The 14,996-nt window shown below is 31.6% G+C and carries 9 protein-coding genes and 1 pseudogene; 8 read left to right on the top strand and 2 right to left on the bottom strand.

Annotated elements, in window-relative coordinates; translation table 11 throughout:
- The 7 genes and pseudogenes from DCO46_RS22795 to DCO46_RS19420 all read left to right on the top strand — a co-directional run.
- A pseudogene (locus DCO46_RS22795) lies at nt 1-527 on the top strand (hypothetical protein); the annotation flags it as partial.
- A gap of 183 nt (nt 528-710) precedes the next feature.
- Nucleotides 711-1,454, top strand: coding sequence for a hypothetical protein (locus tag DCO46_RS19445; protein ID WP_116754146.1), 744 nt, complete (start codon nt 711-713; stop codon nt 1,452-1,454).
- A 4-nt stretch (nt 1,455-1,458) separates the two neighbouring features.
- Nucleotides 1,459-4,242, top strand: coding sequence for a TonB-dependent receptor domain-containing protein (locus DCO46_RS19440; RefSeq protein WP_116754145.1), 2,784 nt, complete (start codon nt 1,459-1,461; stop codon nt 4,240-4,242).
- A 3-nt stretch (nt 4,243-4,245) separates the two neighbouring features.
- Nucleotides 4,246-5,421 carry a DUF4249 domain-containing protein gene (locus DCO46_RS19435; RefSeq protein ID WP_116754144.1) on the top strand — a complete coding sequence of 392 codons (1,176 nt, stop codon included), beginning with the start codon at nt 4,246-4,248 and terminating at the stop codon, nt 5,419-5,421.
- Nucleotides 5,422-5,466: 45 nt separating this feature from the next.
- Complete coding sequence (locus DCO46_RS19430) at nt 5,467-6,651, top strand: DUF4249 domain-containing protein (RefSeq protein ID WP_317048064.1); 1,185 nt, start codon at nt 5,467-5,469, stop codon at nt 6,649-6,651.
- Nucleotides 6,652-6,696: 45 nt separating this feature from the next.
- A complete protein-coding gene (locus DCO46_RS19425) occupies nt 6,697-7,872 on the top strand; it encodes a DUF4249 domain-containing protein (protein ID WP_116754143.1) in 1,176 nt (391 codons plus the stop codon).
- Nucleotides 7,860-9,584, top strand: a complete 1,725-nt coding sequence (locus DCO46_RS19420) for a hypothetical protein (protein WP_116754142.1) — start codon at nt 7,860-7,862, stop codon at nt 9,582-9,584. Before DCO46_RS19425 ends, DCO46_RS19420 begins: the two co-directional genes overlap by 13 nt.
- A 94-nt stretch (nt 9,585-9,678) precedes the next feature.
- Here DCO46_RS19420 and DCO46_RS19415 read toward each other — a convergent pair whose 3' ends face one another.
- Nucleotides 9,679-11,832 (bottom strand): DUF3857 domain-containing protein, encoded by a 2,154-nt coding sequence (locus DCO46_RS19415; RefSeq protein ID WP_116754141.1) that lies wholly within the window; start codon nt 11,830-11,832, stop codon nt 9,679-9,681.
- Nucleotides 11,833-11,836: 4 nt separating this feature from the next.
- The gene (locus DCO46_RS19410; protein ID WP_243416358.1) at nt 11,837-13,813 is read right to left on the bottom strand and encodes a transglutaminase-like domain-containing protein; all 1,977 of its coding nucleotides are present in this window, start codon (nt 13,811-13,813) and stop codon (nt 11,837-11,839) included.
- Between the two features lie 82 nt (nt 13,814-13,895).
- Here DCO46_RS19410 and DCO46_RS19405 point away from each other — a divergent pair, with 82 nt between their 5' ends.
- Nucleotides 13,896-14,759, top strand: coding sequence for an RNA polymerase sigma factor RpoD/SigA (locus tag DCO46_RS19405; RefSeq protein WP_007804760.1), 864 nt, complete (start codon nt 13,896-13,898; stop codon nt 14,757-14,759).
- The last annotated feature ends 237 nt before the right edge of the window (nt 14,760-14,996 follow it).

The following is a 14,996-nucleotide window of genomic DNA, read 5'->3' as shown; positions in this document are numbered from 1 at the left end:
CGTTTGAAAATTTCGTAATCAAAGAATCTTTTTCTGAGCATATGCAGAAATTAAAAAAAATATATGAAAAAACCAATGTCAAAGAAATTTGGAACGACACAACTATCAACAGTAGTTTACAACAGATTTTATATTTTTATGAAGCAGGTCTGCTGGATCTAAACAGTGCAAATGCATTATGCAAAGACTTAAAACGAATTATAAATTTAATACAGGAAAAATGCAATAATTCCAGTGATCATTTTGCGATTTATTACAATGAACTAATCTTGTTAAATAATAATATGCTTATTGAAGCTGAAGAAAAACTAACCATGTTTGTTCCATATACATTGTTGGGTTATTTTATTACTGACAATGAAGAAAGCTGTAAAAATGTTTATCAGTTTTTCAGATTGCAAATTCAAAACTCCCAACCATTAACGCAATCGGGAATTAAGGAACAAAATTTATTTTTCAATAAAACTATACGAAAAATAGATTATTATCAGGAAAAAATAAACTCTCAGGTTGATTTACAATTTTAATGATACCCTACTTGAATCAACTAAGATTTATTTATCAAAAATCCTAAATCACAATACACAAGCAATATCTTGATTAAAAAGAATAGTGTTTTTATTACATTTTAACGGTTTTATGTATTATCTATAACATTTTTTTAATACATTTGGAATCACCAAAACAAATCATTAAAACCACACAATCCTTTGAAAAATTATCAAAATAAATCTTCTTTCCTTATTTTATTTGGATTATTATTAAGCATTTCAAATATTCACAGTCAATCCGTCAATAATGATGTTTCAACTTATAACTGGTTTGATAAAACAGTAGGTAAAGAAAACCTTGACATTATTAATGGTACACCGCACAATAATCCATTTGGAACTGTTGGTGACAATAGCATTTATTTGATTGACCAATACGAATCAGGGAACATAACTTATGAAGGTCAAACTTATTATAATGTAAAACTCAAATATGACATTTATAGGGACATTTTAGTCCTGAATCCGTTTGAATCAGAAAATGTTGGTATAAATCTTATTCAGAATAAGGTAGAATCATTTTCTATTAAAGACAGGAATTTTATTAAAATTGATAAAAAAATCAATACTGTTCCGGAATTTACCACCGGATATTATGAAGAGAATAAAATTGCACCAGACTTTATATTTTATATCAAACACCATAAAGGCCAGCAAAAAATCATATCTGAAGGCATACTATCTTATACTTTTAAGGAAAACACTTCTTATTTTCTTAGTTTAAAAAACACCGTATATCAGATCAATAGCAAAAATGATATAATTAAAATATTTCCTGAACAAAAAAAACAAATCAATGGGTTTTATTTGCTGAATAGAGAACTTAGAAAGGCCGATTTGAATCAGTTTATGAGAAATCTGATGAAATACATTAATAATTCTCTTTCAATACAAACGAAATAAGACAATGAAAAAAATTCTACTCGCCTTAGTTATCTTATTCTCATTTCAATCCTCTTTTGCTCAAAATTCAGATGAGAAAATTTCGATTACATTTACAGATCAGACTTTGGAAAATGCAATAAAATCTATTGAAGCGTCAACTTCATATAAATTTTATTTTGATCCGATTTGGGTTAACTCAAACAAAACCCTGATCACAGGCTCCTATACAGACATAAAAATTGATGATTTACTGAGTAAAATCTTAAGTAAATCCGATTTAAATTTTATAATACTGAATAAGAAAGTCATATTGACTCTTAACAGTACTATACATGATGATCTGCCTGCAAATTATTTTTCTGATGCCCCGGCAGAAATCGATAACCGAAACGGTGCAAATCCTGATAATCCGGTTTTTTATCAACAATACGATTCTTTAAACAGTTATAGTGTTACTAAAAAAGCATCTATTGTTTTTATTGGAAAAGAAAATAAAGATTTGACCAAAAAAACTTTTACTGTTTCCGGTTCTGTAAAAAATGAAGAAACAGGAAAACCTGAAGCCAATATTTATATTAAAGTAAGAAATAAAAACATCAGCACTTCAAGTGATCCTGATGGTAATTATACTTTGCAACTTCCGAGAGGAATTAACGTTATCGAAATAAAATCTTTGAGCCATAAAGATGTAACAAGAACTCTGATGGTTTATGATGATGGTACTTTTGATGTTAATCTTAATGACAAATCAAATCAGTTAGACGAAGTTGTAATTAATAAGAAAGGAAGAAAACAAACTGAAACTGCTGTTTCTGGTTTGGTTTCTATTGATATTGAAGGAATCAAAAATGTTCCTTTGATTCTGGGTGAAAGAGATATTCTGAAAGTTGCAACAACATTTCCGGGAATCAAAACTACCGGAGAAGGATCTGCAGGTTTTAACGTAAGAGGTGGAAAAGACGACCAAAATCTTATTTTGTTGGATAATGCCGTTTTATATAATCCTCAGCACTTTTTAGGTTTTTTCTCTGCTATAAATCCGTACACAGCCAAAAAAGCAGATATTTATAAAGGAAGTATTCCTGCTGATTTTGGAGGTCGATTATCTTCTGTATTTGACATTACAACAAAAAATGGAAATCCTGAAAAATTTTCAGGTGAAGGAGCTATAGGGCCTATTACCTCAAATCTTATGATTAGTACACCAATCGTAAAAAATAAATCGAGTATTATTGTCGGAGGCCGAGCAACTTATTCTGATTGGATATTAAAATCATTAGACGATGAAAATCTTAAAAACAGTCAGGCTGGCTTTTATGACGGAATTATAAAATACAACTATAACATAAACAGTAATAACACTGTAGAAGCTACGGCATATTATAGCCATGACCGTTTTAGCCTTAGTTCAGATTCTATTTATAAATACAGTAACAGGCTTGCTTCTGTAAAATGGGACCATACTTTTAATAAAAAAAGTAAAGCTGCTTTAATTTTTACTAATAGTGAATATAAATTCAATATTGATTACGATTCAAATGATGTAAACTCTTTTGATTTTGGATATAAAGTAAATGAATCTCAATTACAGTTAAAATTTAATTATCAGCTTACTCCAAAGCATAATTTGTCTTATGGTGTTGCGAGTAAATTGTATAATATTTCACCTGGTTACCAACATCCTACGCACCCGGAAACAATATTAATTTCGACTGACATTGCAAAAGAAAAAGCACTTGAATCAGCCATTTATTTAGCAGACAGTTTTAAATTCAGTGACAAACTGTTATTGGATTTAGGTTTACGATATTCTTTTTATGCTTCTTTGGGGCCTGCAGAAGTTAGAACTTATGAGGCTGGTCTGCCACTTACTAATGAAACAGTAACCGGAACTGAAACTTATAAAAATAATGAAGTCGTAAAAACATATGGGGGACTTGAGCCACGTTTAGCTGCACGTTATTTTATTACAGAGGATTTTTCGGTAAAAGCAGGTTATGACTATACAAGACAATATGTTCATCTTTTATCCAGTAACGTAACACAATCTCCAACTGATACCTGGAAATTGTCTGATTCTAATGTAGCGCCGCAAAGCGCACAGCAAGTTTCTTTGGGTCTTTTTAAAAACCTAAAAGACGGAGAATATGAAGTGAGCCTGGAAGGATATTATAAAAAATCTAAAAATATTCTTGACTACAAAGTTGGTGCCCAGGTTACCTTGAATAAAAATGTTGAAACCGAATTATTACAAGGAGAAGGAAAAGCATACGGTGTTGAATTTTTGCTAAAGAAAACCGAGGGAAGATTAAACGGCTGGATAGGTTATACATATTCCCGATCTCAAATTAAACTTGACAGTCAGTTTAGTTCTGAAATAGTAAATAATGGAAAATATTTTCCGGCAAATTTTGATAAGCCACATGATTTAAGTGCCATTTTAAATTATAAATTTACAAGACGTTATAGTTTATCGACAAACTTTTTGTACCAGACAGGAAGACCAATCACTTATCCGATTGGAACATTCCATTATGGAGATGCTGAATATACTCTGTATAGTGACCGAAATGCCTATAGAATACCGGATTATATTCGTTTAGATATTGGAATTAACATTGAAGGAAATCATAAAATAAAAAAACTGGCTCACAGTTTCTGGAATATTTCTATTTATAATGTATTGGGAAGAAATAATCCGTACTCCATTTATTTTGTGACAGATCAAAGTGGAAAGGTAAAAGGATACAAAACTTCTATTTTCTCAATACAAGTGCCAAGTATTACTTATAATTTTAAATTTTAATTAATGAAAAATTATAAACTAAATATTATAGTTCTTTTATCAGTCTTGCTATTAAATAGCTGTACAGAGACATTTCCTTTATTGACCAATACCTATGAAGAAGCAATCGTTGTCGAAGCAACAATAACAAACGAACTTAAGCATCAGGAAATAAAAATTACCAAAACAGCTAAATTTGAAGATGAAGAATATCTTCCTGAAACCGGAGCCGAAGTATTTATAACAGATGACGCAGGCAATCAATATAAATTCAAAGAAGAATCTGACGGGTATCTTTCTACAACAGAATTTCAAGCGGTGTCTGAAAGAAAATATCAGCTGCACATCACTACAAAAGATGGTAAATCTTTTGAATCTTCACCTGAAACTTTAACAGCTGTAAACCCAATACAAAGTTTAACAACTACAGTTGAAACAAAAGATAAAGCAACAGGTATTGCCATTACAGTAAATAGTTTTGATCCCACCGCTAAATCAAAATACTACAGATACGAATATGAAGAAACTTACAAGGTTGAAACTCCAAAATGGTCACCCGTAAAGGCAACATTCAATGAGAACGGAGGTATTGTCCTTATCCCAAATTCAACAGATACACGGGTTTGTTATGGAAATAAAAGAAATATTGAACTGCTCTTAACAGACACCAATAACCTAATTGAAGACCGGGTTAACTTCATGGTACGTTTTATAGACAAACAAGACTATATAACGACAAGCAGGTATAGTATTTTAGTAAAACAATACGTTCTAAGTTTACCATCATACAATTACAATACTACTTTAAAAAAAATGGCCGGTTCCGGAAACATTTTAGCACCAAATCAGCCAGGACTTTTATTGGGTAACTTAAAATCAATAAGAAACCCGAATGATAAAATAGTGGGCTATTTTGATGTCGCTTCTGTATCATCAGAGCGGATTTATTTTAATCATAAAGATTTATTTCCAAATGAATTGCCTCCTCCTTATATTGTCGATTGCCAACAATTTTGTTACGGACAGAGCGAAAATGATGTTCCGGAACCATGCACACATTCCGCACCATTTTCAACCGATTTAAGTCAGGGCTTAATTACTTTTGTTAGTTTAAGTGCATATTACTATTGGGTTTATGCTCCTTGTGGCGATTGCACAAAGATTGCATCCAACATAAGGCCAACTTTTTGGGTAGATTAAAATAGGTCAGTATTAAGATTTAGATAAAATCACAACAGATATTAAATGATAAAAATTTATCAAATAAAAAATATAATCATTTTCGCTATACTATCCATTTTATTAAATGGCTGTACAGAGACATATCCGTTATTGACAAATAATTACGAGGAAATTGTAATTGTAGAAACAACTATAACTAACGAACTCAAAAATCACGAAATAAAACTAACCAAAACATCAAAATTTGAGGATGAAGACATTGAGCCTGAGACCGGAGCAAAAGTTTTCATTACAGATAATGCAGGAAACCAATACGATTTCGAAGAAGATTCTGAAAGTTATATTTCTACCACACCATTTCAGGCTTTGCCGGACAGAAAATATCAATTGCATATAACCACAGAAGACGGGAGATCCTTTGAGTCATCACAAGAAACTTTAACTGCTGTAAATCCAATTGAGAGTATTACGCCAGCTGTAGAAATAAAAGACAAGGTGAATGGAATAGCAATTAGGGTAAATAGTTTTGACAGTAGTAATCGATCAAAATATTACCGGTACAAATATGAAGAAACCTATAAAGTTATAGCTCCAAAATGGACAACAACAAAGGCTACAATAGGTGAAAATGCTACGATTGTTTTAGTTCCGAACTCGCCTACAACAAGGATTTGTTATGGAAATAAAAAAAATGCTGAATTACTTTTAGACGATACAAAGAATAAAAGTGAAGATCGTGTTAACTTTATGGTCCGTTTTATTGACGCTCAGGATTATATAACAACAACGAGATATAGCATTTTGGTAACTCAATACGTTGAAAGTCAACAAGCATATACTTATTACGCCATTTTAAAAAAAATGGCCGGGCCCGGAAGCATTGTGTCTCCAACTCAGCCTGGTGTTTTATTAGGAAATATAAAATCTGTTAAAAATTCAGGTGACAAAATAGTTGGCTACTTTGATGTAGCTTCTGTATCGACTGAAAGAATTTATTTTAATCATTCAGATTTATATCCTGGCGAAGGAGCACCTCCATACATTGTAGATTGTAAAGAATTTTGTTACGCAGATTACCCGTTTAGTCCGGATCCTTGTACCCATAATAATAGTCCTTTCGTAGATCTGCAATTTGGAAGAATAACTTATTTTTTACAAGGTGCCGAGTATACCTATTGGGTCGATGCACCATGTGGTGACTGTACAACTATTGCATCTAATATAAAACCAACATTTTGGACAGATTAATAATCTGGAAAGAAATCATTTCGAATATTAAAATAAATTTAAGCAGTGAATAAGCATAAAATAATAAATATAATTCTTGTTGTTCTTCTGGCGCTATTTTTAAATGGGTGTACAGAAGCATACCCTTTATTAAGTAACACCTACGAAGAAATTATTGTTGTAGAAGCTACTTTAACAAACGAGCTCAAAAATCAGGAAATAAAAATCTCAAAAACATCAAAATTTGAAGATGAAGGTATCCAACTCGAAACGGGAGCAAAAGTTGTCGTAAAAGATGACACTAATAACGAATATCAATTTACAGAAAATGCAGGTTCATATAAATCTGTAACTGCTTTTCAGGCTTTACCGGAGCGACAGTATACTCTGGAAATCACGACCAAAGATGGAAAAGTATATCGTTCAATTCCTCAAATCTTAACGAGTATAAACCCGATTCAAAGTATAGTGCCATCACTTACAACGAATAAAGACAATGAAACCGGTGTTCAAATTAATGTAAACAGTTATGATGCGGGCAGAACATCAAAATATTATCGCTATGAATATGAAGAGACATATAAAATTATAGCACCAAGATGGTCAACATTAAAGATTATTGCAACTGGCGAACAATCTGTACAACTTATTGCGAATAATGTAAACACCAGAACATGTTATTCGACTAAAAATTCAACAGAAATTCTTTTGACAAATACGAATGATAAAACAGAAGACCGAGTAAGTTTTCCTGTTCGTTTTATCGAAGAAAACAATTACGTCATCGGGCACAGATACAGCATATTAGTCAGGCAATATATTGAAAACTTAGAAGCTTATACTTTTCATAAAACCTTAAAGGATTTATCTGGTAGTTCCGGAATATTATCTCCTAAACAACCGGGGTTTCTTTCCGGAAACATTAAATGTATTAGTGATCCTGGTACAAAAGTCCTTGGCTTTTTTGAGGTAGCGTCTGTATCAGAGCAAAGAATCTTTTTTAATTATAATGATTTTTTCCCTGGAAAACCTTCACCCTATTTCAACACTTGCGAAGACATTCCGTTCAAATTTTGCTTCTCTGGCGATGGTTGTGAAGGAGACACTATGATTTATAATATAAACAGAAATTTAATGACATATATTAGTGGTGCTGGTCAAACCTACATACTAACAGATGTCGAATGCGGAGACTGCACATCATTTTCATCTAACGTAATACCTTCATTTTGGACAGAATAAAACACCTTATTGTATTGTTTGTACTCGTAAGTACACAATTCACCAGCGCACAACAAACCATCACTTTAGATGAAACAATCTTCGTTCATGCAAATGCGACAACATTTGTTTCCGGAGAAACTCTTTTGTATAAAGTCCTGTGTCTAAAATCGACTGACAAAACACCCAGCACTATAAGCAAGGTTGCTTATGTTGAACTTGTAGACAATAATAAAGTATCTGTTTTTAAAACTAAAATCGCTCTGGAAAATGCAACCGGACAAGGTGACTATTTTATTCCGACGACTTTAAAAACAGGAAATTACAAACTTATCGGTTATACAAACTGGATGTTAAATAAACCTGTCTCAGAATTGTTTCAAATTGACATTAACATCATCAACCCTTATAAAACAACAGAAAAAACTGCTTCTGAAAATATTTTAGCTGCTGCCACATCAAATGAAAACAGCATTTCAAATGAAAACATCAAATTTAAAATCAACAAAAAATCATTCGCAAATCGTGAATTGGTAGATTTAAAAATTGAGTCGTCAAATCCGGTTTTTCAAAACGGAAATTATTCATTATCGGTTAGAAAATTAGACAACATCCCTTCTAAAACTCAAATTTCGGCTTTAGATTTTGCTGTAAAAACAAATTATCCATTAATTCTGGATTTACAAAATCAAAACAAAAAAATAGTTTTACCAGAACTAAGAGGAGAGATTATTTCAGGGAAAATTTCAGCAAAAAACAATACAGATAAGATCGAAAACTTATCGGTTGCCTTGTCTATACCCGGAAAATCATTTGCCTTTAAAGTGGTAGAAACAGATGCGAATGGTAACTTTATTTTTAATATAAATAAAACATATTATACTCAGGAGATTGTTGTTCAGATTATTGACGAAAAAGCAGACAATTATAATCTTACCATAAACAATGCACCGGAAATAGATTATTCCAATTTATCTTTTGATCAAAACTCAACTTTATCCTATACAGCAAAAGAGAGTCTTTTAAACAGATCTATTTCCAGTCAGGTAGAAAATGCTTATTATCATAAAAAAGTAGATAATATTGTAAAGAATCAAACACTTGAAACGTTTTATTTCCCTGTTGCAAAAGAATATGTTTTAGATGATTTTACACGATTCAAAACACTAAAGGAAACCATCACAGAAGTAGTTGTCGAAGTATACCAAAAGCAAAAAGATGACAAACTTTATCTGCATGTCAATGATCCAAGTGTTTTCCCACAACTACCCGATGCAGCACTGGTTTTAGTTGATGGTTTGTATTTAGAAAACCAGGCCGAACTGGCGAAATACAATATGAAAGGTGTTTATAAAGTTGATGTTATTGTTGGAAGATACTATGTTGGTTCGAAATCCTTTAATGGTTTAGTAAGTTTTACAACATTCGACAAGGATTTTAAAAGCACTCTAAGCGGAACTTCAATTGCGAAACCAACAATTTTGAGACCGCAGCCAAAAAAACTTTATAACAAAATCGATTATAGCAATCTCGCAGATAATGCAAGAATTCCGGATTTTAGAAATCAGTTATTCTGGAATCCTGATGCAAAATTAAATGGTGAATCAAATAATGCTTTTTATACATCAGACCTTTCTGGAACTTTCGAAATAAAACTGGAAGGCTTTACTAAAAACGGTACTCCGGTTTCATTAAAAGAAATTATTGAAGTAAAAGATTCTTCTGTAAATTAATAATCCCATGTATAAAACAAAAGCTCCCGTTTCTTCTGAAACGGGAGCTTTTGTTTTTAAGATCTAAGTTAGCTTTGAACTTATTCAGATAAAGTTAACCTTTTTTAAGTAAAACCTTTTCTTGCGAAAATTGATATGCAGCTTCCAGAAATAAAATCATCTTGCTCCAGTTAGCATTTGGCTCATAATAATTATTATATTGTTTTTTTACTGTAATTGTCAATTTATTACCTTTCACAACAGCATTACTTATAAACTCTCCTGTCGAATTCTGAACATTCTTATTCAGTTTTTCTATTCCCGAAACTTTATAACCTGCCGGGATTTCAAAAATGATTTCGTTTTCAAATGATCTCGGAAAAGACATATAAATATTATTTTTCCTGTCTGTCTCTTTTTTATCTATTTCAACCTGATTCGTTAATATTTTTCCAATCTCAATAATATAGTTTTCACCGGCCTTTTTGATGAAATTATTTTTTATGATAAATTCTTCCTCATAACTAAAAGGTGTTTCATTACCATATCTGCCCGTATTGGTAATATTCAAAGTTGGGTTTTCGATCTCAAATCCAAATTCTTCTGAAAGTACTTTCTTGTCGCTTTCTTTCTTTAAGTCTTTTGATTTGTTTTTTAATGCCTCAAATTCTTTGGTATATTGTGCACGTTTGTTTTTATTTCCTACTTTATCCAGAATTCTTTCTGTTCCATATTTCTGATAATCTTCATCCAGATAATCATAGAACTTCATTTTTCTGTATTGTTCATCATTTTTAAAATGTCCGAAAAATGACGAATTTCTTTTTATCATAAGGCTGGAAAAATCAGCTCCCAAAGAAACATCGGTCACAACTTTTGTTGCATTATCTTTAGCTGTAGAAGTTGGCAAACTTACTTCTTTGACATTGGCAATTTGCTTGAAATTAATTGCGTCTAATGAATATGCTTTTGTATTTTCCAGATTATAATCAATTATTCCAGGCGTTGTAAAAGGATTAAAACACTCTAAATAAAATGGTGTTGGCGTATTGACTCTTATTAATGCCTGTACATTTTTCTGAATTAATAAATCATCTATAGATCCATTATATCTGTTCGTAGCCAGTATGATATTGTAATCAATTTTAAACTCTTTCATAAAGGCCATGAAATAGTTAATAAACTGTGACTGCTCGCCAATATAAACCGGATCTTTAAATAATGAATACGGATAAAATATATCGGCTTCCTTAATTACAGCCGATTCTATGTATTGCGTATAGTATCGGTGTCTTGCAAATTCATAAACTGCTTTTATCTTTTCTTCATCATTTGCAAAAGTTTTTCCTTTCAAAAATTTTAAAGTTTCATCTAAATCAAAAACTGGACGGAATTTTTCTTTATAGTATTCAAATATATCATCCTTATCGACTGTCTTTCTTAAATTAGTACCGCCTTTTGGAATAAATACGTCAGCATAATTATAGTTCGTAAAAGCGCCGTTTCTGGCAAAATAAACCTGAAACTTATAACAGGGCATTTCTGCAAATGGATAAAACCATCTCGGAAATTCATTTTTCTCAAGATCGCTTGCCTCCAGTTCATATTGTTTGATATGCTTTTTTTCTGAAGCTACTTGTTTTAATTCAGGCGCACCGTTATATGTATTGAAATTTACATAAAAATCATCTTCTGCAGAAAACTTGATTTTTTTGTTCATTACAGGATATCCCTCACTCAATGTTGTCTCAACCGGTTCAAAGCTCAGATACGTGATAGCAAATGGCTCATAAGAATAGTAATAATAGTCTAAAACATCACCTATTTCTAAACTGTTTATGGCTATCTTTTTTTCTTTATCAACCTGTTTGGCATTTTTATCAATATCAATCTCAATTTCATCTCCATTTGGCTTAACAATTTTTACTCCTAAAAAGGTTGTACCTTCTTTGTACATATACCCTTTTGAAGAATAAAATTTATCATTAAATGAAAATTCAGAAAATTCCTTGATAGCGGCCTGATCCTGAAGTTTAATTCTCCTTCTGAATGCAGAAGTATAAATCACTTTAGCACCGGAATTATGATAGTTGTAATATTCGTATTTATAGATAACAACTGCTGATTCGTTTTTCCACTTATCAGGTGTTTTAATTGCTGTTTTATAAGAATCCGATTTTCCCCAGAAGAAGTCTTTAACTTCGGCTTTATCCTGCGAGTAGGAAGAAAAATAAATGGAAATAAAAAACAAGAGTAAAATTTTATTCATATAATTATAGTTTTGAAAGAATTATTTGCTGATTATAAATTGTGTTAAGGTTTTTATTAAAGGCATTCCATTTATCCATTTCACCTGCTTTGACAATAGCATTTTTAAATACAAATTGTTTTTTATACAAAATCTCTTTTCCTACATGTTTAAACGAAATCAATACATTGAAATCTTCTTCTTTTACAGTCAGGTTTTCAGGAAGTTTACTAAGCTTGTATCCTGCCGGAATGGTCAAAACTACATTTGATTCGTAGTCTGTTTTATAATCTAATTCATAATCTGTCTTTCTTTCCTTGAATTCAAAATTTTTAAATTCGTCCATATATTCCAGGTCTATATAAATTTCATTGTCAAATCTTGAAACCTTATTTAAAACATTAATTTCATAGTTTACAGAAAGCTTTTGATCTCTGTTGGTTAAATCAGAAGTCTTAATATTGCTTGCTGAAATATTTTTATCGTGTCTGGACAGGTATTTTTCTAATGTTTCTCCTTTTTTATCACTTTCAAACGAATTGATAATATTCAGAAATTCAGTTCTGCTTTCTCCTGTGTACAGTTTTGAGCAGGCACCTACTAATTTGTCATTATCAATAGTAAGATTGGCGTTGTATATTTCTTTGTTTAGAGCACTTGGTGCAACAGGAACTTTTTTGATGATAAATTTATCCCCGTCTTCAATCATAACTTCTTTATTCTGAATCCTTTCAGCATCTTCTCCCAAAGAATTATATTTCTCTGTCCCATCAATAAAATAGGTTTTGCCATTATGAAACAACGTGCAGATCATATGATTGTCAACAGCCAATGAAGGGGTTGTATAATCATACATAATATGTTTTGTACCAATCCAGGTAAGCCTTGCATCAAACCCCGCTAATTTGAGCATTTGCTTGCTTAGGTTTGCCATTCCTTTACAATCGCCATATCTTTTCTCAAAAACATTATTTGATTCATCTGGTTTGAAACCTGCAATTCCATCTTCAAAAGCGATATATCGTATATTGTCCTGAACCCAATAGTAGATGTTTTTTATTTTTTCTTCATCAGTTTTTGCTTTTGAAGTCAGCTCTTCCACTTTGCTTTTAAGAACGCTGGTATCATCTTTCATCAAATCTGTTAGTGATTTATACCATTTATATAAATCTGCGGTCGAATTAAAAAGTAACGTTTCTTTATCCTTGTTTTTAAAAGATTTTGCAATAATTAAGATATGTGGGTAAATGTATGTTCTTCCGGGAGTTTTCTTTTCTTTATAAAAAGCATCAACATTTTCCATTACATAATTGTAGGTCGTAATGCCGTTTTTTTCATCCCTTGTTTTTGTTTTCAAAACAGTACTTCCTTCAAAGTTAAATTCCTTTAATTCTAAATTTAGCCAATCGGGAACAACAACTGTAATATCTTTTTTTATAACCGGAAATTCATCATTAAAATATAAAGAGGTAAAATATTTTATATCATTATATTTCTTTTTGAGTTCATAATTATAAGTATATCCCTGAACAGGAAAATCTACGTTGATATATTTTACACGGGCATCATTATAAAACAAATCTTTGTCTTTATAGAACTCATCTTTTACCGAAAAATCAGCGTTTTTTTGGTTTCTGTATTTTAATGCAAAAGTTTCAATTTTAGATTCACTGTCGTAAAATTCATATTTTAAAATATCCGCCCTGTGATTAATATTCATCAGAACCTCGTTGACAGAACTATTTACAATGACTTTAGAATCACTTTTATTCAGATCAAAAGTGATTATTTCTTTGCTTTCTAAAACAGCAACATCATTTTTTGCATATTTCTCTCTAAGAGATTTCGCCAACTGAATGTCTTGTGGAGTAGGATCTAATGTTTTTTGCCCAAATGAAATAGTCGTAAACGAAAGGAAGGAAACAACTGAAAGTAGAAGTATTTTCATCAAAATATATTTGCCGCAATTTACAAAAAAAGCGACACGAATTATTCTTTTCATCTTTTTTGAAAAAGATTGTAACTTTTTCGATACTCTTTACGTATAACCATTTGTACACTTTAAAAAATAGGGAGACAACAACATGAGACAACTTAAAATTACCAAGCAGGTAACTAATCGTGAAACTGCATCGTTAGACAAATATCTACAAGAAATTGGAAAAGTTGACCTAATTACCGCTGATGAAGAGGTAGAATTAGCACAAAGAATAAAGGCCGGTGATCAAAGAGCTTTAGAAAAATTAACAAAAGCCAACCTACGTTTCGTAGTATCTGTGGCTAAACAATATCAAAATCAAGGTTTAACACTTCCCGATTTAATTAATGAAGGAAACCTGGGTTTAATTAAAGCGGCTCAACGTTTTGACGAAACTCGTGGATTTAAATTTATCTCATATGCAGTTTGGTGGATTCGTCAATCGATCCTTCAGGCTCTTGCAGAGCAATCACGTATTGTACGTTTACCATTAAACAAAATTGGTTCTATCAATAAAATCAACAAAATGTATGCTTTATTAGAGCAATCTAACGAGCGTCCGCCTTCTGCTGAAGAAATTGCAAAAGAACTTGACATGACTGTAAATGACGTAAAAGAGTCTATGAAAAACTCCGGACGTCACTTATCGATGGATGCACCTCTTGTTGAAGGTGAAGATTCTAACCTTTACGACGTTTTACGTTCTGGAGAATCTCCAAACCCGGACAGAGAATTAATTCACGAATCTTTACGTACTGAAATTGAACGTTCTTTAGAAACACTGACTCCAAGAGAAGCAGATGTTGTTCGTTTATACTTCGGTCTTGGCGATCAGCACCCAATGACTCTTGAAGAAATTGGAGAGACTTTCGACCTAACCCGAGAGCGTGTTCGTCAGATTAAAGAAAAAGCAATCCGTAGATTAAAACACACTTCCAGAAGTAAAATCCTTAAAACTTACTTAGGATAATAATATAAATTTCAATATATTTAAATTCCAAATTCCAACTTTTATTGGAATTTGGAATTTTTCAACTTTGGAATTTTACCGTAAACAACAGTTTGATTGACTGTTCGTTTTTTGATTGATGATTGAAACTCCGGCTGATTACCGGAGTTTTTTATTTTATTATTTAGCTTAAAAGTTTGTTATTTATGGAAATATGCTCGCAAAGTCGCAGAGTCGCAAAGTTTATTTTTCTTTGTG

The sequence above is a fragment of the Flavobacterium sp. HTF genome, from assembly GCF_003105115.1.
GTDB lineage: Bacteria > Bacteroidota > Bacteroidia > Flavobacteriales > Flavobacteriaceae > Flavobacterium.
This window is presented reverse-complemented; position numbering and strand designations above follow the sequence as displayed.

Coding starts and splice junctions, on each gene's coding strand:
- DCO46_RS19435 (WP_116754144.1), top strand. CDS start 4,246: ATGAAAAATTATAAACTAAATATTATAGTTCTTTTATCAGTCTTGCTA.
- DCO46_RS19415 (WP_116754141.1), bottom strand. CDS start 11,832: ATGAATAAAATTTTACTCTTGTTTTTTATTTCCATTTATTTTTCTTCC.
- DCO46_RS19440 (WP_116754145.1), top strand. CDS start 1,459: ATGAAAAAAATTCTACTCGCCTTAGTTATCTTATTCTCATTTCAATCC.
- DCO46_RS19410 (WP_243416358.1), bottom strand. CDS start 13,813: ATGAAAAGAATAATTCGTGTCGCTTTTTTTGTAAATTGCGGCAAATAT.
- DCO46_RS19430 (WP_317048064.1), top strand. CDS start 5,467: ATGATAAAAATTTATCAAATAAAAAATATAATCATTTTCGCTATACTA.
- DCO46_RS19405 (WP_007804760.1), top strand. CDS start 13,896: ATGAGACAACTTAAAATTACCAAGCAGGTAACTAATCGTGAAACTGCA.